Raw genomic sequence first — 22,770 nt, forward strand, 5'->3', positions numbered from 1 at the left:
ATTAAGGAAGGATATAAAAACAACACTGCCTTCCGCAGATTTAAAAATCCATGAAAGGCAGTATATATGGGGCAAAAAAGGTAATTCGGTAACTGTTACACAAACGTGATTATTTTACAGTAAACTCAGAAGTAATGTTGATGGTATTAGACACCTTGTTTTTTACGACGGAAGGAATCTTGATGTCAAAATCACTTGCATTAACGGTAAAGGTAGACAAAATCTCTATACCGGCGTCTGTTTTTCTGATTTTTGCAATCGCAACTACGTCTTTGGCTTTGCCATGCAGTTCTAATTTTCCTTTAATGGTATATTCTTTGGCTGTAGCCGAAAGCGTTTTTACGTCAAAGTTTTCTATTTTTCCTTTGAACGTAGCTTTTGGATACTTATCACTTTCAATATAGTTTTCGTTGAAATGTTCTTCCATCAAGGCAATCTTGAAACGGAAGCCTTTCATAAGTGCTAGGCTTGCAACCTCACCTGTCTTTGGGTTGAGAACAAACGTTACGCCTTCATTCTTGGCTTTTACTTCTTCAAACGAAGGGACAGAGGCTTCAAAGGTAACTTTTCCTGTTTTGGTTACCATTTTTTCTTGTGCAACTAGAATAGTTGTGCAAAGGAGCAGACAAAATAATAGGGTTTTTTTCATGATTGTTGTAGTGTTATTATTGTTGGAATCCATCAGTTTGCCACTTGATGACTACATCAATTGTGGCTTGTGGCAATCGAGGTCCACCTTGTGGCATTAAACCGTCGCCACCATTCTCGATAGACATTCTTTCAATCAAGCCATGTTGTTCTATTGCTGTCTTGACATTATCGTAGGTAACGAGTGATATAGGAGCACCATTGGTGGTTGGGTTTCCATGACAATTGTTGCAATTATTATCCATGATAGACTTGACATCACTAAATTTTACGGTTTGATCCACAGGGATTACTTCTGTTAGATCATCTGTGCTGTCATTGGAGCAACTTAAAAAAAATAGGGTTAACGTTGCTAAAAATAGGGTATTTTTAAGATTCATATTCGATATTAAATTTTGTCAAAATTAGATAATAAAGTTAAGATATTAAGCATAGAAAAAATATTTAATTACATTTGTGCCAAAATACTACTAAAAAATGAAAAAGAAACTATTGATTTTCGTCCTGCTCGTTGTAGCTGTTTTGATTGGTGGATACTTTTACGCTTATAAAGGTCATCGCGACATTGCAAGCGAAGCTGCTGATTTTGAAATAACTGTAAATGATTTGTCACAAGCATTTAGTGAAAATGACAGCCTTGCAAACGCAAAATATGCCGATAAGACTATCCATATATACGGTAAAATCACCCAGATAGATTTATCTTCAAGTACAATTGTGGTAGATGAAAAACTTTCGGCTGTATTTGCTGATTCGATCTTGCCACAAATAAAAGTGAAAGATGAAGTTACTATCAAAGGAAGGTTTGTAGGGTATGACGATTTACTCGAAGAGTTTAAAATGGATCAAGTAACTTTAGTCAAATAAACCAAAGACTTTATAAATACGTACATTTCAAAAAACAATTAAAACTATATTTTTTATGAAAAGCAAATTACTCTTTTTTTTCCTGTTTCCTCTAATGACCTTTGCTCAAGATGATTTGTTGGCTTCCATCGATACTACTGTAACGAATGAAAAAGTTGAATCAGCTTTCAAGGCATTGAAGATTGTGAACCTGGAGTCAACAAAATTAGCGGCCAAGGGCGATCTTTATTTTATCGTAGCCCACCGTTTCGGATCGGTAAAGGATGGTTTTGAAGGTTTTTATGGTTTGGACAATGCCAATACGCAAATAAAGTTTCTTTATGGTCTAAAGGATTGGTTAACCATTAGTGGAGCCCGAAGCGAATTGGCATACGATTTCTCGGCTAAGTACAGGTTGCAGAACCAAATAAAAGATGGCTTTCCGTTTACTGTTGTTGGTTTCAATAGTGTCGCAATTAACAACACCTTGAAGGAAAGTAATTACCCAAAAATGACTTTTGAAAGTAGGCTGACTTATGTAACACAGCTATTGGTTTCAAGAAAATTCTCTGATAAATTGTCGTTGCAGTTAGCACCAACTTTTTTCCATGAAAATTTTGTGGAGAATGATTTGCAAGACAACAGCCAATATGCAATTGGTTTTGGGGGACGTTATAAAATTGCCAACCGTTGGTCAATCAATATGGACTATGCAGCACACTTGAATAGAGATAGTAGTTCTATTTATAAGAATCCGTTGTCAATTGGGGTGGATTTAGAAACAGGTGGTCACGTTTTTCAAATGCATTTTACGAGTTCACAAGGTATTCATGAAGCAGGATATTTAGGACAAACAACTGGAGATTGGGGCAAAGGCGATGTGTTCTTTGGATTTAATTTGTCAAGAGTTTTCTAAATAGTTTTACTGTCAAGCATAAAAAAAGAGTCCAATTCGGACTCTTTTTTTATGCAGATAAAATGCAAATAGAATTATTTTTTGATAAACTTCTGTGTATGCGTTTTTCCATCAGTATCTCTTAGTATTACTACGTAAGTTCCAGCTGATAATGCATGAACATCAAGCGATTGAACATTGTTTTTTGTTGATACAACTTTTCTTCCAGTAATGTCATAAATCATTGCAGCTTCAATTTCAAATGAATTGTTTTGAATGTTCAGCACTTCGCTTGCAGGATTTGGATATAAAATGAAGGCGTTATTTTTAGTTGAAGCTACACCAAGAGTGCTGCTTTCTACCACAAGAATACTTTCGTTAATGTTTGGGTTTAGGATTTCATCTACAATTCCTGAAGGCCATTTTACTACAAGTTTTGTTATAGTTTCGGCTGTACCAATCCCGAAGTGAGTATTAAGTGAACTCATGTGTCTAAATCCATCTCCACTTCTCACCTCACGGATTTGTTTGCCCCAAGTCCCATAAAGTTCAATTCTTGCCCCAATACCGTTGCGGTTGCTATCAACTCCTTCCAGATGTACTTTTAGCCAATTGTTGTCGTTTCCTGTATTGAGAAAGATGTTATTATTGTACTGGACATCTAGAAAACCATCATTGTTAAGGTCTCCAATTGAACCAACTGAAGTATTAACCGGGTTAGGTGTAAAGGTCATGTTGCCATTGTTGATCATGATGGTATTGCCACCCATGAAAAGATCTACAAAACCGTCATTATCAAAATCATGGGCTACGTTTTCAATATTTGTACTGAGAAAAACGTCAAGTCCGGAACCTGCAGTAACATCAGTAAAAGTACCGTCACCATTATTTAGTCTTAGTTTGTGACCACCACTAGTGTTAGAACTTGCTCCAATCATGGCATCCATGTCGCCGTCATTATCATAATCTGCCCAAGCTGAAGACCAGGATTGAGAAGGTTCTGCCATTCCAGCAGCAATACTAACATCTGTAAAAGTACCATCACCATTGTTTTGATGCAACTCGTCAATAGGTCCGCTTCCGCATTTTGCAATAAACAAGTCCATATCCCCATCATTGTCATAGTCAACGAAAATAGAGCCATAGTTACCTCCTGATGGATAATCTCCCATTCCGCCTTGAGCGAAAATAAGATTTCCTGTCCCATCATTGATATAACGTACATTTGGAGCTACATCATGGCACACAAAAGCATCTAGATTTCCGTCATTATCAATATCGATAAAATTGGTTCTCTGTGAAAAGACATATTCGGGAGAAGTCATTAGTTCAAATCCTGTTTGAGTGCTATTTTGTCTCATAAAGGCAACACCTTGACCATTTCCATAGACTAAATCATTATAACCATCCTTGTTGATGTCGCCAGCTGCAATACTCCATGAAGGAAGGAAATTAGTTGTAGGAGTTGGACGCGTCACGGATTGGAACGATCCCGTTTCCGTTTGCAACAACATCTGTACTTGACCATTACTAACTGAAACGATATCATCCAGATAATCTCCATTCATGTCTACAACACAGTCACGGTAACTCCCCGTTAAACCAACGGTCTGTTGCGTGAATGAAACGATAGCCACTGGTTGCGGAATATATTCGTTTTCGATAAGTTTAAATGTAATTCCGCTTGCATCCCATTTGTTATCGAATGCGATAAAGTAGTCGTTTCCAGCTAATGCATCAAAAGTAACGACGCATAGGGCATCCGGATTTCCAAGAGTTCCACTATCATCATCTCCTGCTACACAAACCAGATTCGTACAGTCTCCTTTGTAGATATGAACACGAGGATCATCGCCAATATTGATGTTAAGATCTGTAGTTACGGTAACGGTATGATTGCCAATAGGAGAATATACATACCATTCTCCGGCTGTAGCAACTGTTCCACCGGTAACACAAAATGGCGATGGAGCTTGGCTACCGTTGATGGCATCAATAACTGTAATTCCTGCTTGAACGGGTAAAGCCGTATCACAAGTATTTTGACCGTAAACGACCAAATTGGTTAGGAATACTAAAAATAAGAGTAATTTTTCTTTCATATTATAGGATATTTTGGGGTTTATAAATTAGTCACAGCCTTCAAGTGCTGTAATCCATTGGTTGATCATTGTAGCTGCTTCTTCATGGACAAGTGTTCTTCCTAGTAGAGGCATTCTTGTAGCTTCGTCAGTTGAGTTGATTCTGAAATCTAAAACCGATCGTAAGGGTCTTCCCGGAAAAACAATTTGCGTTAGTCCGTTTCCTAAATCCTGATCTGGAGTGATACAGATACCTAAATTTGCAGGATCTGCTGATTCACTAAAGGCAAATCGCATTGGTCGATAATCACAATAGCTTCCTTCTTGATGGCAGTGTGCACAATTAATATCCAGATAGGAGCGAACTCGCAATCCAATATCTAAACCTTCGTCTTTCCAATTGACTACTGTCGTGATATCTGTAGGGTAATTACTGTCCAGATAGCCCATTTCTACCCATTTTGCCAATTGATTTTTAGCGCCATCGTCAAAAGTATAGGTGCTGTTAAGATTTTGTGGTTTTGTACCAATAGGAATAATGTCAAGTCCTGATTTATGGCATGTAAAGCATTCAGTATTAGAAGGAATTCTATAGGTAGTGCTTTTTTGAACGTTGCCTTCCATCCATTCAAGGTCAATATATTCACCGGTTGTTAAAAGAGTGGCTTCGGTTTGTTCATCATTCCAGACGTATTCGCCAAAAATCCAGCCATCGGCTTTTTTGATCAATAATCGGGTTTCGAGTACTCGGGTTGTATTGGAAGGTAGAACATTATCGTAGTAAAAAGTTTTCACCAAAACCGTTCCTGTAGGAAAGTTAAGAATTTTGCCATCGCCATTGTAGGTTGCTTTGGCATTTTCGGGCATCCAAACAAATCTTTTCTTATGAGCATAATCAGTAAAAAGCTGACTTATTGGTTCATAAGGCAAAACTCCCAATGAAGGATCTTGGTTTTTCATGTCGCCTTCAAAAAGCTTATAATCGGATAACTTTTGATAAGGAACCTGTGATAAATCTAATACAACCGGAGAGGTTGGCGGGATTGGTTCGTAATCGTCGTCTTTCTTTTGGTTGTCGTCCGAACAAGCAATGATACTCAGTATTACTAGTAAACTAACAATAAAATAGGGGTAAAAATGTTTCATTTAACAAAAATATAAGAACATTCAAAAATAATAAATATTTAATACTATTGACAAAATTATGAGAATATCTTTAGTCAATTAAAAAAATACTTATTTATTTGTGAAATAATAGTTGTTAAAAGCGATGAGTTTATTTTATGTCAAGCTGGATATTATAGGATTCAAGGGCTTTGAGAGCGGCTTCTGATTTGTAATCAAAAATTTCTTCGTGATGGTTTTTGTGTTTCTTTAAAGAGATATGTTTGATACAATTATAAAAACGTCTCACTTCTTCATAGTTAGAAAGAATAAGTCCAGGAACAGCTGCGGTTTTCCCTTCATTATCTTTTGCAACCATTGTAAAATAAGATGAATTACAGTGTTTGACTTTTCCAGTTTGAATATTTTCCGAATCAACCCGTATTCCTACAATCATCGAGCTTCTACCTACATAGTTAACACTTGCTTTTAGGGTAACCAGTTCTCCAATTTCTATCGGGTTCAAAAAATCTACCGTATCAACTGAAGCCGTGACGCAATAAAAACCCGAATATTTTGAAGCACTTGCAAAGGCAATCTGATCCATTAAGGAGAGGATATAACCTCCGTGAATTTTTCCACTGAAGTTGGAATGTGATGGAAGCATCAGTTCCGATAGCGTGATTTTTGAATCTTTGACGGTTTTAAATTCCATAGGTTTTATCTAAAATTAAAAGGTGCTTTTTCTTTTGTAACCGAAGTTACAAAATAATGACTGTCGCCCCACCATGCAAAGGTACGGTAACGCTCAATGTAAGTGACTTTTACATATTGACCTTGGAGTTGTTTCAAATCCTCGATAACCTTTTTATCACTGTCTAAGACTGAAAATGAAAAAATTTGAGCTCCTGCAATTCCCTGACTCATTTCGCCTTCCCAGGTTTTGAACATTACACCTTTTTTACTCACTTTAATCAACTCGCCAGCTCGAACACCTTCGCTATAAGTAGCATAGTAGACAAACAAAAAGTAGGAAACGAAGCCCGCAATCAAGAGGGAAACGGTAATCAGAATAAATTTTTTCATAGTTGTATTTTAAAGTTCGATTTCTTCGTCCGAAGCTCTTTTTAGGATATTTTCGGGTAATGCTTTTTTAGCTTTCGCACCCATTTTCTTGAGTTTTTCGACGCTGGTAACCAAATTTCCTTTTCCTTCCACAAGCTTGTTCATGGCATTCCCGTATTCTGATTTTGCCTCATCCATTTTCTTGCCGATTTTAACCAAATCAACCACAAAACCTTCAAATTTGTCATATAAAGCTCCCGCTTGTCGGGCAATTTCATAGGCGTTTTCCTGTTGCTTCTGGTTGGCCCACATGCTGTCGATGGTTCTCAAAGTTGCCAACAAAGTTGATGGGGTAACAATCACCACATTTTTCTCAAAAGCTTTATTATACAAGGTTGTGTCTTCGTTTAAGGCACTTGCAAAAGCAGGTTCAATTGGGATGAAAAGCAACACAAAGTCAGGACTTTCTATCTGATACAAGTCATGATAATTTTTTTCTCCTAGCTGTTCTACGTGGCGTTTTATCGAATTGACGTGTTCTTTCAAATAAGTCATTTTCAAGATATCACTTTCTTCATTGATGTATTTTTCATAAGCTGTGAGCGAAACTTTCGAGTCGATAATCATCTTTTTTCCATCAGGAAGATTCACTACAACATCGGGTAAAACACGTTGCCCATCAGCATTGGTGAAACTTTGCTGCACGTCATATTCTCGTCCTTTTTCGAGTCCTGATTTTTCCAAAACACGCTCCAAAACAAGCTCGCCCCAGTTTCCTTGCATCTTGCTGTCGCCTTTCAAGGCTTTTGTCAAGTTGATGGTTTCTTTGCTCATTTGTTCATTCATTTCGCGTAATCCTAGAATTTGTTGACGCAAAGCGGCATGATAATCAATGCTTTCCTTGTGAGTATCTTCGACCTTTTTCTCAAAAAGATGGATTTTGTCTTGTAAAGGCGAAAGGATATTTTTCAAGTTCTCCCTGTTTTGTTCGGTAAACTTGCTGGTTTTTTCTTCTAATATTCGGTTGGCCAAATTTTCAAATTCCTTCGTAAATTTCTCCTGAAGCTTTTCTACTTCCTGTTTTTGTTCGGCATTTCGTTCCCAAAGATTTTCGAAATCAACTTCCTTTTTAGATAATTGAATAGCAAGTGCATCTTTTTCGGTTCGGATGTTTTCTTTTTCTTGTGTGAGTTGAAGCAGTTGCTTTTCGGCCGAAATCTTTTCCGATACAAATTGTTCCTTAAGGATATTATGTTGTGTGGTTAAACCAATTAATTTCTCTTCCAAACCAATTTTCTCCGATTGAAAACGTGCCGAAAAAATTAATTTTCCAAGAAAGATGCCCATCGATAAGGCGATGATAAAAATAATAGTGATGATAATCGTGTCGTTCATTGTGGCTGATTTTATAACAGTAAATGTAAGCAAACTACACAAATCAGCATAAAAAAAACGACTCAAATAATCGAGTCGCTTTTTTAGTCAAGGTTGGTTTAGTATGGGTTGGTTTACGAAATTCCGAACTGTCGATCGAACTCTCTGTTTTGAATTCTTTTTTTAGAATAGCTGTTATAAATCAGCACCTTCATCTGGCGTCTTTGTCTCAATATCAAAGGCAAATTAATCATCACACCTACAATGCAAATTAGCATCAAGATCACTAACAAGCTCATGTAAATGAGGTAATTCATCTCGGTTGAAGCAGTAAAATCAACAACAAAAAAGTAGCCTGCAATAAAAAATACAGCGATCGATAATATAAGGGACAAAGTTTTCATAGCGTTAGATTTTAGGGTTTTTAATCTTTGACTAAATTACCCATACTTCATACTCAATTCTTTATATGATTTTATAATAATTTTATAGAATTACGTTATGATTATTTTAACGTTTGAAAATACTGTAGCAAAAATTCAGTTTAATTTTTCTTTTATATTTGTGTACCAAAAAACAAAACCCTAACAATGAAGAACTTATTGCAATTTCTACTGTTTTCTATTTTTTTTGTCTCCAATTGCTATTCACAAAATATTACTGGAAAAGTGCTCGATAGTACCACAAAAGAGCCTTTGGCGTTCGCCAATATAATTTTCAATAACAACCAAAAATTATATGTTTCTACTGATATTGATGGAAAGTTTAGTTTTTCGTCCAATGAAAAATTGAATAATTTGGTTTGCACCTATGTAGGTTATGAAACCCAAAACCTCCAGATCGGAAATGATAAGAATATCACGGTTTATTTGAAAGCTTCCGCCGATAATCTAGCAGAGGTTGTTGTAAAAGCTGGCGAGAATCCTGCAAATGCTATCATCAGGAAAGTAATTGCCAACAAGGAAAAGAACAATCCGGAGAACATTCCGACTTTTAAATATACTTCCTATAACAAGGTAGTATATGATATGAAAACCGATGGTACGACAAAAAACGATAGCATAAACAAGAAAATGAAAGGCAACTTGCTCAAAGACAGTCCGCTTTTTATGATGGAATCGGTTTCCGAACGAAAATTTATGGCTCCTGATAATAGCGAAGAAGTAGTGATTGGAACCAAAGTTTCGGGTTTTCAAAACCCATCTTTTGCCTCCTTGGCAACCGATTTGCAACCTTTTTCATTTTATCGGAATAATATAAAACTATTTGATATTCAGTATTTAAATCCGATTAGTAACGGTAGTCTGAAAAAATATCAGTTTACTTTAGAAGATACCCTTTTTCAAAAAAACGACACCATTTATATCATTTCGTTTGAACCTCAAAAAAATAAAAACATTGAAGGATTGAAAGGTTCGCTCTACATCAACAGCAATAAATATGCAGTTCAAAACGTGATTGCAACACCGTTCGAAAAGGGGAAAATTGACATTAAAATCCAGCAGCAATATACATTTGTTGACAATCAATATTGGTTTCCAGAACAGTTGAATTATGCTTTGGTTTTCACCGAATTAGGAATGGTTGTGGATGGACGAAGTTATATTAGCGAAGTGCAGTTGAATATTCCGCTTCGCAAAAAAGAGTTTGCCATCGAAGCCGTTCGAATCGACAAGATGGCGACCAAACAAGACAGCCTTTTTTGGGAAAACTACCGCATCGAAAAACTTTCGGAGAGTGAAAAAGTTACCTATCGCGTGGTGGATAGCATCGGAAAGGAACATAAATTCGACAAGATACTGACGACGATGGAGAAATTGACGCAGTTCAAAATAGGAATTGGTGTTTTCGATCTGGATTTGGCAAAAACCATTGTCTATAATAAATATGAGGGATATCGGCTTGGTCTAGGTGTTTATACAAATGAAAAACTTTTTGAAAACCTCACACTAGGTGGTTTTTTCGGATATGGAACACGCGATTACGACTGGAAATATGGAGGCGAAGCGATCTATACCTTGTCGAAAAAACATGAATTTAAGATTGGCGGAAAATATCAAAACAATCTTGTTGAAGCGGGAAATTACGGGCTGAATTATTCGGTTCAAAACATGCTCAATTTCAGGAATTTTCAGGCTTATTTGATGGATAATGTCAAGCAGGGAAGCTTTGCTGTCGAAGCCCGATCGTTCCGCTATTTGAAATGGAAAGCTACATTTACGCAAAGCGAAACCACGCCAAAATATGTATATGAATTTAATCAAAACGAACAAATTTTTACCAATTATAAGGACACTAACCTCCGAATCGATTTGCGTTTTGCCTTCAAGGAAAGGATTGTAAGTTCGTTCAACCAACTGATTTCGGCGGGAACGACCTATCCGATACTTTCGGTTTCTTATACAAGAGGATTGAAAGAGGTGATGGACAGTGATTTTGATTATAATAAGATAGAAGCCCGAATCGAGCAATCATTTTTCACGAAGAATTTTGGTGCGACAAAATACAGGATTGAAGCCGGAATGATCGACAATCCGTTGCCGTATGGTTTGTTGTTTACCGGAGAAGGAAGCTATGACAAGGATTATCCGTATTTGATTCCGAATTATTTCCAAACTATGCAACCCTATGAATTTCTATCCGATCGATATGCCAATTTATTCCTGACGCATAATTTCGGCGGATTGTTGTTCAAATCTGGAAAATTCCAGCCGAGTGTGATTTTGCATAACAATTTTGGATGGGGCAACCTCTCCAATGACAACCAAACTAGCAACCAACTCATTGGCTATAAGACAAAGAATAAAGTGTTTATGGAAACCGGTTTGCAACTCGACAATCTCCTCAAAACGAATTATATGGATATTGGATATCTAGGTCTTGGAGGAGGCGTTTTTTATCGCTATGGTGAATATGCACATGCTGAAACTAAGGATAATTTTGTGTTTAAACTTAGTGTTAGTTTTGCGATTAAATAAAAAGAAAAAAACTGTTGAGAGACCTACAAAATTGACACAACTTTAGTTCATAGGAAACCATTGTAAATTTTTCATTACGATAAAAAAGACACAAATTCCACTAATTTTCACAAATTCATTCGTGAAAATTAGTGGAATTTGTGTCTAAAATCTTTTAAAAATATTTGTGTCAGAGTGGATGTACCGAGACAATATTTTCTATTGAATTTTACTTCTTAAACTTCCAATCAAATTCGTCTTCATCATTTATAATAGCTCCAACTTCAACCTTTACAACTTCACCAAATTCTGATTGCAGGATAATCCAATAGGCCTCATTAAAGAAATTTTCATAAGTATCAAAAGCTTCTTCGGTCCATTTGGTCAAGCCTTTGGTGGCCAGATCCTTCTTGACATCCGCAATTTTTCGTCCGATGATAGAGAAACCAAATACTTCCAGATCAGCACCCGAACCAACAATATAACCCAGTTTAAAATCTTCTTCGGCATAGAAAGTAAGACGCAGTTTCTGGTTGTCATACAAAAGGATCGTGTTGTCGTCTTCGTCTTTGTATTCCTTGTTGGGATTGCCATATAAGGCCACAACATCTTTTTGCTTCATTCCAAAAAGCAATTTATCGATTCCGTTTTTGAGGTTTATTTTCATGGTTGAATTTCTTTTCGGCAAAGTTAAACTTTTCCGAAGTTTCTTTTAGAGAAGTTCTGCTTTGCAACGCATTTTTAATCTATATAGATGAAATGTTCATTTGAGAACACTTTTATCTGTCTGAACACTCGGACTGTTGGTTTTATGTCTGGTAACTTCTGTTTCATGCCTGGTAACTTCTATTTCATATCCAATAACTTCTATTTCATGTCTAGTAACTTCTATTTCATATCCAATAACTTCTGTTTCATATCTAACTAGTTTCTATTTGATGTCTAGTAATTTATGTTTGATGACTAAAACGATAGTTCTTTTATAAAATCACCAATACGATCTATCTGTCCAGCCCTTGAGCAGCTATCTTTTAGAAGGATTTATTTTCTATTATGATTTATTTAACACATGTTGCTAAAACCAACTTTCTGTATTTGCCGTAAACATATCTAAACCATTCATTTAACCAATAAAATAAAAATTATGAAAAACAAAATTACGCTTCAAAGATTTATCGGCGTGGTGATGTTGTTCTTAGGAACAGTAGTTTCCCATGCACAAATTGTAACCAGCAGTGCCGACGACGGAACTCCAGGCACGCTCAGAAGTCAAATTACGGCAGCACTTCCGGGTGGTGTCATTACTTTTGCCCCAGGGGTCATGAACATTGTCTTGGTATCAGGACAAATCACGATTGACAAATCGCTAACCCTTACCGGAAACGGAATTCTAAACACCACGATTAACGCTAACAACGCCAGTAGGATTTTTGATATCACTAATGGAGATGTTATCATTAATGACTTGGTGCTAACAAATGGTTTGGCTGATAACGGTGGTGCGATACAAGTGGTAGGTGCTGATTTGATTATCAATAATGCGACACTTTCTAACAGTACAGCCAACGGATTGAGTGGTAGTGGTGGAGCTATCTTCGTAGGTACTGGAGCAACTTTGGTAGCTCTCAATACTACGATTTCCGGCAATACAGCCAATCGTGCTGGAGGCGGAATCGAGAGTGTGGCAGGAACGACAACGACACTTACAAACGTGAACTTGATGATGAACAATGCAGGTGTTGCACCAGCAACGGCAGCTCCAGGAAATGGTGGTGGACTGCATATTACAGGAAATGGAACTGCCATAATCACTGGCGGTATGGTCAACATGAATATGGCTGCTGCCGAAGGTGGAGGTCTTTGGAACGGAACAGGAACCATGACTATTGATGGAACAACCATCGACGGAAATACTGCTTCGGGTGTTGCTGCTGATAATGGTGGTGGGGGAATCTACAACCTAAATGGTGGTACAGTAAACATCGATAATGCTACCATAACAGATAACGTTGCCAACGGAACGGCTGGTTCTGGTGGTGGAATCTTGAACGATGTAGGATCAACTTTAATAATCGAAAATACAGTAATTACAGGTAATACAGCCAATAGAGCTGGTGGTGGAATTGAAGGAAATGCTACTGCAGGAACCAATTTTATCACTTTGACCAATGTTACGCTTGACGGAAATACCGTTTTCAATTCACCAGGAAATGGGGGTGGTTTGCACATGACAGGTCCCGGAACAATCACTATCAATGGCGGAACTGTAAACGATAATATGGCTGGAGCCGAAGGTGGAGGTCTATGGAATGGAACAGGAACCATGACCATTGACGGAACTACAATCGACGGAAATACCGCTTCGGGTGTTCTAGCAGATCAAGGTGGTGGTGGAATTTATAATTTGAATGGTGGTACTTTGATGATAATGGATGCTACTATTTCTAACAATATTGCAAACGGAACTGCTGGTTCTGGAGGTGGTATCTTGAACGATGTAGGTTCGACTTTAATGATCGAGAACACAGTAATTACAGGAAATACGGCCAATAGAGCTGGTGGTGGAATTGAAGGAAATGCATTGGCAGGAACCAATTTTATCACTTTGATCAATGTTACGCTTGACGGAAATACTGTTTTCAATGCTCCAGGAAATGGTGGTGGTTTGCACATGACAGGTCCTGGAACGATCACTATCGATGGTGGAACTGTAAATGATAATATGGCTGGAGCCGAAGGTGGAGGTCTATGGAATGGAACCGGAACTATGACAATCGACGGAACAACAATAGATGGAAATACTGCATCTGGAGTTGCTGCAGATCAAGGTGGCGGTGGAATTTATAATTTGAATGGTGGTACTCTAATGATAATGGATGCTACTATTTCTAACAATATTGCAAACGGAACTGCTGGTTCCGGAGGTGGAATCTTGAATGATGTAGGATCAACTTTAATGATCGAGAACACGGTGATTACAGGAAACACTGCAAACAGAGCAGGTGGTGGAATTGAAGGAAATGCCTTTGAAGGAACCAACTTTATTACACTAACAAATGTTACCCTTGACGGAAATACTGTTTTCAATGCTCCAGGAAATGGAGGAGGATTGCACATGACAGGTCCTGGAACGATAACTATCAACGGCGGAACTGTAAACGATAATATGGCTGGAGCCGAAGGTGGAGGTCTATGGAATGGTTCAGGAACTATGACAATCGACGGAACAACCATCGACGGAAATACTGCTTCGGGTCCTGGAGCTGATCAAGGTGGTGGGGGAATCTACAACCTAAACGGGGGAACCCTAGTAATTACTGACGCTATAATTTCTAATAATATAGCAAACGGAACTGCTGGTTCTGGAGGTGGAATTCTAAACGATGTGGGTTCGCAACTTTCTATAACGGATACTGCTATCACAGGAAACACAGCCATTAGAGCTGGTGGTGGAATTGAAGATAATTCATTGACTAGCACAATTATTTTAAACAATGTCAATCTTGATAATAATAGCGTTACAGGACCTCCAGGAAACGGTGGTGGCTTGCACATTACAGGGGCAGGAAGTGCTACCATAACTGGCGGAACAGTAAATAACAATACGGCTTCACTAGAAGGTGGTGGTTTATGGAATGGTTCAGGAACAATGACCGTTATCGGAACTACAATTGATGACAATACAGCCTCAGGTGCAGCAGCCGATGATGGTGGTGGTGGAATCTTCAATACATCAGGAACATTAATCGTTACTGATGCTATGATAACCAATAATTTAGCTACCGGAACAAGCGGTAGTGGTGGTGGAATATTCAGTATGGCGGGAACAGTTACAGTAACGGATACTACCCTTGACGGCAATTCAGCAAACCGTGCTGGTGGAGCAATCGAGGTGGTAAACGGAACTTTGACTATCGACAATTCCGACATGACCAATAACGATGTGGATGGAGGTTCAGGAATGCCAAACCCAGGAAACGGTGCAGCTTTACATATTTCTGGAGTAACCACAACCATGATTTCGGGCGGGGTTGTTTCGGGTAACGATGCAAGACGCGAAGGTGGCGGACTTTGGAATCAAACAGGAAGCACAATGACAATAACAAATGTAACCATCAATAATAATACAGCCAGTGGTCCAGATGCTGTTCACGGTGGTGGAGGAATTTTCAACAACGGTGGTACTCTGAACTTGAATAATTCAACCGTTTTTGATAACGTTTCAGACGGAGCTCTAGGAAACGGTGGTGGTTTGCATGTAAAAACCGGAACTGTAAACGTGATGCTTTCTACTTTCTCTGGAAACACATCTGCAAATAACGGTGGCGGACTTTACAACAACGATATGCTGATGCTAAATGCAGTTACAATTGCCAATAATATGGCTACTGCAAATGGCGGTGGAATTGCAAATAACAGTGCCACTTCACCATCTCTAAAAAACACAATCGTAGCCCAAAATATGGCGGCAACAGGTGCTGATCTTTCCAATGCAACAGGAAATTATGTTTCAAACGGATACAACTTGATCGGACAAGATGGAGCAAATGTTTTCCCAGCAACAGCAACCGATTTAGAAGGAACAGTAGCTACTCCAATTGATCCAATGTTAGGCCCATTGGCCGGTAATGGTGGTGAAACTTTTACATTGGCTTTACTACAAAACAGTCCGGCCTTTAATGCTGGAGACCCAACAGATATGTTTGAAGATCAAACAGGAGCTATGGTTTTTGGAGGAATTAGAGACATCGGAGCTTTCGAAGCACAGTCAAGTTTAGGAATAGACGATGTCGTTTTTAGCAATTCAAAAAGAAGCATCGTGTTTCCAAACCCTTCAGTAAACGGAATCGTAAACATCAAAATCGCTTCAGGCTTTGGCGAAAATGTAAGCGGTAGATTGATCGAAATTGGTTCAGGAAAAGTAATCCAGAATTTCACATTAAACAATTCATCAAGCGAGCTCAACTTGAGCAACCTTTCATCAGGTGTTTACGTAGTAGAACTCGTTTCGGACGCTACAACCGAAACCCACAAATTGGTTTTAGGAAGATAAGTGTTTAATAGTTTTTTTAGAAGAAGGCCTTTGCAGTTAATGCGAAGGCTTTTTTTTTGGAGCGAAAGGTTCGGTCATAAGGGAATCCATGTTCCTGCCTTTCCTTCCAAATCTTTTTGTTTTTTAAAGGAAAAAACAAAAAGGATTTTCCCTACAGTCAGGGCTAGTGGGAAACCAATTGCATTTTGGAAACATTTTCCAGAACGTCTAAAGTTTTGCTTTCAAGTTTTCTTTTACGCTTTCAAACCATTCATTCCTCAAGATACTCAAAACAATACTGTCACGTCGAATTTCACTTTCAAAGGTTGGCATATTGCTTCTCAAAATCCCATCCACTTTGCAACCGATACTTTTCATTGCAGCAATGCTTCGTTTGTTATTGTTATCAGCACGAAATTCAACGCGTTCCATCTGCAATTTTTCGAAGGCAAATTCAAGCAACAGCAACTTGCAATGCTTGTTCAGTTTGGTTCCTTGAAATTCTTTTCCATACCAAGTATAACCCAATTGCAACGTTTTAAACGGAAAATTGATGTCATAAAAACGAGTGCTTCCCGCATATTTCCCTGTAATCTTATCAAAGACAATAAACGGAAATTCGGTTTTTTGCTCTTTTGCCTTCAAGGCAATCTGTATATAATTTTCGAGATTTTCTTTTCCGTTTGCTCGAACCAAGGAATACAACCAAAGTTCAGGTTCGTTGATGGAAAAATGAAGTAAGTTTTCGATATCACTTTCCACTAATGGACGAAGTAGAACAAAATCATCTTCAAGGATAAGATCATCAGATAAAATAGCATCCATTTTCTAGCAATAATAAAAAATAAGGAATAGTTACTTCTCGCTCATTTCATCATAACGTTCCGGAACTTGCGGATCATACAACGGACATTTATATTCGTCCATGATGTCCACGAGCTTGTCCATTGTGGTTCCAACTGTTCCGTAGCATTCAATTTTCACGCTATTTGGAGTAGTCTTTACGCAAAAAGCACCCGGACCATCGTTGTTTTTCCAACTGTTTTCATCCACGCGTTCCCATTTTGAAAACACCGAATTGATTCGGTTTAGGATAACATCTGTTGGAAGTTTCTCCAAACCTTCAACCACTTGATCTTCATCCAAAGCTTCATATACTTCCTGATGGTTCAAATAAACGCCGTCTTCGTATTTCCAAAAAAGTAATTCGTACATAAACTTTAGGTTTAGCAATTAATATTCAAAAACACCAAACTCACTTTTAATCGTTAGTTTTTTAGTATCCGAAGTTTCAACACGTCCTACAATCTGAGCATCAACATTGAATGATTTTGAAAGCTCGATGATGTCTTGGGCGATGTTTTCTGGAACATACAATTCCATTCTGTGACCACAATTGAACACTTGGTACATTTCTTTCCAATCCGTTTTAGATTGCTCTTGAATCAATTTGAAAAGCGGCGGAATTGGGAATAAATTATCCTTAATCACGTGAACATTGTCAACAAAATGAAGCACTTTGGTTTGTGCACCACCACTACAATGCACCATTCCGTGAATGTCTTTTGGGGTATATTTATCTAGTATTTTTTTGATAATTGGAGCATAGGTTCTGGTTGGCGAAAGCACCAATTTCCCAGCATCAATCGGAGAACCTTCAACCGCATCTGTCAATTTCACTTGCCCAGAATAAATCAACTCTTCGGGAACAGCAGCATCAAAACTCTCAGGATATTTTGTGGCTAGATATTTTTCGAAAACATCATGACGTGCAGAGGTCAATCCATTACTTCCCATACCACCATTATAGCTTTTTTCATAAGTAGCCTGACCAAAAGAAGCCAGACCCACAATCACATCTCCCCCTTGAATGTTCGCGTTATCCACAACATCACTACGTTTCATTCTTGCTGTAACGGTCGAATCTACAATGATGGTTCGAACCACATCACCCACATCGGCCGTTTCGCCACCTGTAGAATGAATCGTTACACCAAAGGTTTTCAATTCGCTAATTAATTCCTCAGTTCCATTGATGATGGCCGAAATAACTTCGGATGGAATTAAATTTTTATTTCTTCCAATAGTTGAAGAAAGTAAGATATTATCAGTTGCACCAACACATAACAAATCATCGATATTCATGATCAAGGCATCTTGTGAGATTCCTTTCCAAACCGAAATATCGCCAGTTTCTTTCCAATACATATAGGCCAATGATGATTTAGTTCCTGCCCCATCGGCATGCATGATGATGCAAAAATCTTCATCATTGGTTAGATAATCGGGAACAATTTTGCAAAAAGCCTTTGGAAATAAACCTTTGTCGATGTTTTTGATGGCGTTGTGAACGTCTTCTTTTGAAGCAGAAACACCACGAAGTGCATATCTTTTACTGGTATCAGAACTCATAAATTGTGTTGTGTAGTTGTGTCGGCAAATGTAAACATAAAAAAAAAGCCTGCCAAGTGTAATATTCAATATGTTAAAGCAATTCCTCTAACAGGAAACGGAAGTTGAGCTCTTTATTATTTCGACGTATATTAATCGAAATATATTCTCCAGCATCTGCCTTCAACAAGCCATTCATTTCCTGCAAAGAAAGTCGATAGGCCGATTTATTATTGATGGAAATGATGATGTCGCCTTCTTGTAAACCCGCTTTTTCAGCCAAGGAGTTTTTTCTAATACTATAGATTTCGTAGAGTGGCTTCAGTTTAAAATTATATCTGAATTCGGATGTTCTTTTTCCTTCATCATAAACAACTTCAGATGAACCAACATTTAATTCAGTTCTAAAAGTCACAAGTTCTTCAATCCATTGTAGTCCTATGTGATGAATGCTGATTCCTGTAGTGTTGTAGGTAAAAGGTTCATTGAAATGGTTATTTTTTTTGAGATGCATTTTTCCTTCCTGATAATCAAAGATGATATTGAAACGCTTCAACAATTCACCACCTATTGATCCCGTTCTGTTTTTTACCATTTTTACATTCTGAAGCGAAACCGGGTCGGGAAAAGAACTTATCGGATTTCTAAATTCAAATTCATTCATGGATAACTTTGCTATTTTCGCCCTTTTGCCGTGTATAGCACCATTAAAACCCCGACCTAAGAAATCATCAAAGTTTTTTTGTGGGACATGAATGTTTTTGGATTTATTTTCGAAAAGCCACACAGGGTCACTATTCCCAGTATCAATTAGGCATTTTGCATCAATGGAAGTAGTATCAATTATAACAGCTGTTTGAAGATAAGGCTTGGCATTTTCGATGAAAATCGTAAAGGGTTTATAATTGTAAATGAGTTTTTCCTTATTGATTTTCGGTTCATTATATATGATTATTCTTTTCTTTAAATAATTAATTTCTATTAGATTTTTTCTAAAGAAATGAGAGCCAATGATGCCATTCACAGGAATCCCAAGACTTGATGAAAAATTAAATTCTTCATCAAGTATAATCAAAATTTCATGATTCGTGGATTTTAAACCTTGAAGGGTTAAAATGTTTTTTGAAGATCTCAAGCCTTCAGTAGAACCTTCATCTCCCAAACCTCTAAGTTTAATCTTTTGAACATTAAAAAGTTTTACTTCTTCTTTTTCATCCAAGCTAAATAAAATCGTTTCCTCAACCCCTGTGTCCAAAAGGAAATTGAGTTCAACACCGTTCACTTTTATGGGAACAATGATGAGATTATTAATCAATTTGAAAGGTATTGTTGCTTTCTTTTTTGAAGTGGTAAATTCAAAACCATCTTGAGCAAATAGTAGAGGGCTGCAAAGCAAAAAGCACAATAGTTGAGTTAAAAGTTTCATTTGCCGTAATTTTTAATAAAAATAAAAAATAATCACCAATAATTTGATAATTTATCAAGTTAAAGAATTGGCTCTCAATAAAAAAAATTGCAATTTTGCACCACTAAAAATTCAATCATGCCAAAAATTTCAAATAAAGGGAAACAGATGCCGGAATCACCAATCAGAAAATTGGTTCCGTATTCAGAAATTGCAAAGAAAAAAGGTCACAAGGTCTATCATTTGAACATCGGGCAACCGGATATCAAGACGCCAGAAGTGGCAATGAATGCTATTAAAAATGTTGATATAAAAGTATTAGAATACAGTCATTCTGCTGGATTTGAAAGCTACAGAAACAAGTTGTCAGCTTATTATAAAAACCACGGACTTCCAATTGATACTGCCGATATTATCATTACAACTGGTGGGTCTGAAGCATTGCTTTTCGCTATGGGAAGTACAATGGATACTGATGATGAGATTATTATCCCTGAGCCTTTTTATGCTAATTATAATGGTTTTTCAACGGCTTCTGGAGTAAAAGTGGTGCCTGTGATCTCTACGATTGATACAGGATTTGCATTACCTCCAATTGCTGATTTCGAAAAATTAATCACTTCAAAAACAAAAGCCATCCTAATTTGCAATCCAGGAAACCCAACAGGATATTTATATTCTAAGGAAGAAATGATGCAACTGGCGGAATTGGTAAAAAAACACGATTTGTTTTTAATTGCTGATGAGGTGTATCGTGAGTTTACTTACGATGGTGATGTTCACTATTCTGTAATGAACATTCCTGGAATCGAAGAAAACGCGATCATGATTGATTCGGTTTCAAAAAGATACAGCATGTGTGGAGCAAGAATTGGTTGCATTGTTTCCAAAAATAAAGAAGTTATGGCAACGGCGATGAAATTTGCACAAGCAAGATTGAGTCCGCCAACATTTGCACAAATTGCAAGTGAAGCTGCATTGGAAACACCACAAAGTTATTTTGACGAAGTGATCACGGAATACAAAGATCGTCGCGATACTTTAATTGCAGAATTGAATGAAATTGAAGGCGTGAAAGTAGCCAATCCAAAAGGAGCTTTCTATTGTATTGCACAATTGCCGATTGACAATGCTGATGCTTTTGCTCAATGGCTTTTGGAGTCGTATGACTTGAATGGCGAAACGGTTATGGTAGCTCCAGCAGCAGGATTTTATTCTACTCCAGGTGTAGGTCTGAACGAAGTTCGTATTGCCTATGTCCTTAAAAAAGAAGATTTAATTCGCAGTGTTGAAATCTTGAAAGAAGCGATTGCGGTTTATAACGCGAAGTAATTAACTTCTGCTATCAAAGAGAAAACCTGTCCTTTTTAATGGGACAGGTTTTTTTTATGAAATTAAATTTTCCGATTTTTTATTGATTTATTTAAACCTGTACCTTCTTCCATTTCCCTCTCTTAAACAATACAAAACTCGCAATGGTAATAGCCGTTTCCGCAACCGGAATGGCAATAAAAACACCCATCGGTCCCATTTTTAAATATTTTGCAAGGAAATAAGCAAGCGGAATCTGGAACAACCAAAACCCAATGAGGTTTACCCAAGTTGGTGTCCAAGTATCTCCTGCACCATTAAATGCATTGATCATCACCATCCCAATTCCGTAGAAAATATAGCCTGTTGCAATCACACGAACTGCTTTTACGGCATATACTTGGACTTCGGGATCATTCGTGAAAAAAGCAACTAAAAGTTCGGCTCCCAATAGCGAAATCAGCATCACACACGCCATGTAAATCACGTTATATTTGGCTGTTTTCAGAACTGCATCTTCGGCACGTTGTATTTCGTTTGCACCTAAATTTTGTCCAACTAATGTAGCCGCTGCATTACTCAATCCCCAAGCTGGTAAAAGGAAAAACATCATCAAACGCATTGCCGTTTGGTATCCAGCCGAACCATTGTCGCCTCCAGTTGTCGCTACCAATTGTGCCAAGAAAATCCAACTGCACGATGCAATTACAAACTGCAAGACGGCTGGAGATGCAATGCTAACCAAAGCTTTTATTTGTTCATAATTTGGTTTCAAATAGGCAAGTGTAATCTTCAGCATATTTTTACCATTAAACAAATGATACAGCTGATAAGAAACCCCAATACTCCTTCCGACAGTGGTGGCAATTGCAGCACCCGTCAATCCAAAGGCAGGAATTGGTCCGAAACCATTAATTAAAATCGGACATAAAATGATGTTCGCCAAGTTAGCAATCCAAAGGCTTTTCATGGCTATGGCGGCATTTCCAGCACCTCTGAAAATTCCGTTGATTAAGAATAACAACATAATCACGATACTTCCACCCATCATAATCTGGATAAAAGGTGTTCCGTGTTCAGCGGCTTCGGGCGAAGCACCCATCAAGAGCAATATTTCGGTTCCGAAAATGACACCAAGAATACTGATAACAGACGTTATGGAAAACGCAATCAAGATGGCCTGCATTCCTGCTTTTGCAGCAGCAACAGGATCTTTCTCGCCAATTCTTCGGGCCACAACTGCTGTAGCAGCCATACTGATTCCAATAGCAAGTGAATAAATAATAGTCAAAACCGATTCGGTCAAGCCAACGGTTTGGATGGCAAAACTGCTGTTCTCCAAATGGCCAACAAAATACAAATCGACCAAAGCAAAAACCGATTCCATTGCCATTTCCAACATCATTGGAATAGCCAATAAAATAACGGAAAGCCTGATGCTTCCGATTGTATAATCGATTTCTTCTCCCTTGAGGGATTTTTTAATGACTGATAATATAGTAGAAAATATACTTGTAGGTTGTCCTGTGTTCGACATAATAAAATATAGAAATGTGAAAGAATAGGTTACAGTATGAAACTGAACCTTTTGTTTTTAGCTCTTATGAATTTGTCCTTTTTTAGAAAGTGAGGACGGCTACAACAATCATATTTTCTGAAGA

Annotated in this window: 19 protein-coding genes; 5 read left to right on the forward strand and 14 right to left on the reverse strand. The window is 37.7% G+C overall.

Going from position 1 to position 22,770, the window contains the following annotated elements:
- Positions 1-109: 109 nt before the first annotated feature.
- Positions 110-649, reverse strand: a complete 540-nt coding sequence (locus G508_RS0104835) for a YceI family protein (protein ID WP_026704257.1) — start codon at positions 647-649, stop codon at positions 110-112.
- A gap of 16 nt (positions 650-665) precedes the next feature.
- Positions 666-1,028, reverse strand: a complete 363-nt coding sequence (locus G508_RS0104840; RefSeq protein ID WP_035694103.1) for a c-type cytochrome — start codon at positions 1,026-1,028, stop codon at positions 666-668.
- A gap of 97 nt (positions 1,029-1,125) precedes the next feature.
- Here G508_RS0104840 and G508_RS0104845 point away from each other — a divergent pair, with 97 nt between their 5' ends.
- Positions 1,126-1,515, forward strand: coding sequence for an OB-fold protein (locus G508_RS0104845; protein ID WP_026704259.1), 390 nt, complete (start codon positions 1,126-1,128; stop codon positions 1,513-1,515).
- Between the two features lie 55 nt (positions 1,516-1,570).
- Positions 1,571-2,410 carry a DUF5777 family beta-barrel protein gene (locus G508_RS0104850; RefSeq protein ID WP_026704260.1) on the forward strand — a complete coding sequence of 280 codons (840 nt, stop codon included), beginning with the start codon at positions 1,571-1,573 and terminating at the stop codon, positions 2,408-2,410.
- A gap of 74 nt (positions 2,411-2,484) precedes the next feature.
- On the opposite strand, the gene G508_RS0104855 is transcribed toward G508_RS0104850, so the two are convergent.
- The 6 genes from G508_RS0104855 to G508_RS0104880 all read right to left on the reverse strand — a co-directional run bounded on the left by G508_RS0104855 (position 2,485) and on the right by G508_RS0104880 (position 8,417).
- Positions 2,485-4,491, reverse strand: a complete 2,007-nt coding sequence (locus tag G508_RS0104855) for an FG-GAP-like repeat-containing protein (protein ID WP_026704261.1) — start codon at positions 4,489-4,491, stop codon at positions 2,485-2,487.
- A gap of 27 nt (positions 4,492-4,518) precedes the next feature.
- Positions 4,519-5,616, reverse strand: coding sequence for a hypothetical protein (locus G508_RS0104860; protein WP_026704262.1), 1,098 nt, complete (start codon positions 5,614-5,616; stop codon positions 4,519-4,521).
- 130 nt (positions 5,617-5,746) lie between these two features.
- Positions 5,747-6,289 carry an acyl-CoA thioesterase gene (locus tag G508_RS0104865; protein WP_035694105.1) on the reverse strand — a complete coding sequence of 181 codons (543 nt, stop codon included), beginning with the start codon at positions 6,287-6,289 and terminating at the stop codon, positions 5,747-5,749.
- Between the two features lie 5 nt (positions 6,290-6,294).
- Complete coding sequence (locus G508_RS0104870; protein WP_026704264.1) at positions 6,295-6,660, reverse strand: hypothetical protein; 366 nt, start codon at positions 6,658-6,660, stop codon at positions 6,295-6,297.
- A 9-nt stretch (positions 6,661-6,669) separates the two neighbouring features.
- Positions 6,670-8,034, reverse strand: coding sequence for a DNA recombination protein RmuC (locus tag G508_RS0104875; RefSeq protein ID WP_026704265.1), 1,365 nt, complete (start codon positions 8,032-8,034; stop codon positions 6,670-6,672).
- A 113-nt stretch (positions 8,035-8,147) separates the two neighbouring features.
- The gene (locus G508_RS0104880; protein ID WP_026704266.1) at positions 8,148-8,417 is read right to left on the reverse strand and encodes a hypothetical protein; all 270 of its coding nucleotides are present in this window, start codon (positions 8,415-8,417) and stop codon (positions 8,148-8,150) included.
- Between the two features lie 186 nt (positions 8,418-8,603).
- Here G508_RS0104880 and G508_RS0104885 point away from each other — a divergent pair, with 186 nt between their 5' ends.
- Complete coding sequence (locus G508_RS0104885) at positions 8,604-10,991, forward strand: DUF5686 and carboxypeptidase-like regulatory domain-containing protein (RefSeq protein ID WP_026704267.1); 2,388 nt, start codon at positions 8,604-8,606, stop codon at positions 10,989-10,991.
- A gap of 208 nt (positions 10,992-11,199) precedes the next feature.
- Here G508_RS0104885 and G508_RS0104890 read toward each other — a convergent pair whose 3' ends face one another.
- A complete protein-coding gene (locus G508_RS0104890) occupies positions 11,200-11,637 on the reverse strand; it encodes a hypothetical protein (RefSeq protein WP_026704268.1) in 438 nt (145 codons plus the stop codon).
- Positions 11,638-12,114: 477 nt separating this feature from the next.
- Between G508_RS0104890 and G508_RS0104895 the strand changes: the two genes are divergently transcribed.
- Entirely contained in the window at positions 12,115-16,023 is a 3,909-nt protein-coding gene (locus G508_RS0104895) for a beta strand repeat-containing protein (protein WP_026704269.1), read from the forward strand.
- A gap of 207 nt (positions 16,024-16,230) precedes the next feature.
- Here G508_RS0104895 and G508_RS0104900 read toward each other — a convergent pair whose 3' ends face one another.
- The 4 genes from G508_RS0104900 to G508_RS0104915 all read right to left on the reverse strand — a co-directional run bounded on the left by G508_RS0104900 (position 16,231) and on the right by G508_RS0104915 (position 19,819).
- Positions 16,231-16,827, reverse strand: coding sequence for a GNAT family N-acetyltransferase (locus G508_RS0104900; protein ID WP_026704270.1), 597 nt, complete (start codon positions 16,825-16,827; stop codon positions 16,231-16,233).
- Between the two features lie 30 nt (positions 16,828-16,857).
- Positions 16,858-17,217, reverse strand: a complete 360-nt coding sequence (locus G508_RS0104905; protein ID WP_026704271.1) for a hypothetical protein — start codon at positions 17,215-17,217, stop codon at positions 16,858-16,860.
- Between the two features lie 18 nt (positions 17,218-17,235).
- Positions 17,236-18,414 carry an AIR synthase related protein gene (locus G508_RS0104910; RefSeq protein WP_026704272.1) on the reverse strand — a complete coding sequence of 393 codons (1,179 nt, stop codon included), beginning with the start codon at positions 18,412-18,414 and terminating at the stop codon, positions 17,236-17,238.
- 73 nt (positions 18,415-18,487) lie between these two features.
- Complete coding sequence (locus G508_RS0104915; RefSeq protein WP_026704273.1) at positions 18,488-19,819, reverse strand: PDZ domain-containing protein; 1,332 nt, start codon at positions 19,817-19,819, stop codon at positions 18,488-18,490.
- Between the two features lie 117 nt (positions 19,820-19,936).
- Between G508_RS0104915 and G508_RS0104920 the strand changes: the two genes are divergently transcribed.
- Positions 19,937-21,130 carry a pyridoxal phosphate-dependent aminotransferase gene (locus G508_RS0104920; protein WP_026704274.1) on the forward strand — a complete coding sequence of 398 codons (1,194 nt, stop codon included), beginning with the start codon at positions 19,937-19,939 and terminating at the stop codon, positions 21,128-21,130.
- 91 nt (positions 21,131-21,221) lie between these two features.
- On the opposite strand, the gene G508_RS0104925 is transcribed toward G508_RS0104920, so the two are convergent.
- Positions 21,222-22,646, reverse strand: coding sequence for an MATE family efflux transporter (locus G508_RS0104925; RefSeq protein WP_026704275.1), 1,425 nt, complete (start codon positions 22,644-22,646; stop codon positions 21,222-21,224).
- Positions 22,647-22,770 lie beyond the last annotated feature (124 nt).

It is taken from the genome of Flavobacterium soli DSM 19725, from assembly GCF_000422705.1.
In the GTDB taxonomy this organism is placed as follows: Bacteria; Bacteroidota; Bacteroidia; order Flavobacteriales; family Flavobacteriaceae; genus Flavobacterium; species Flavobacterium soli.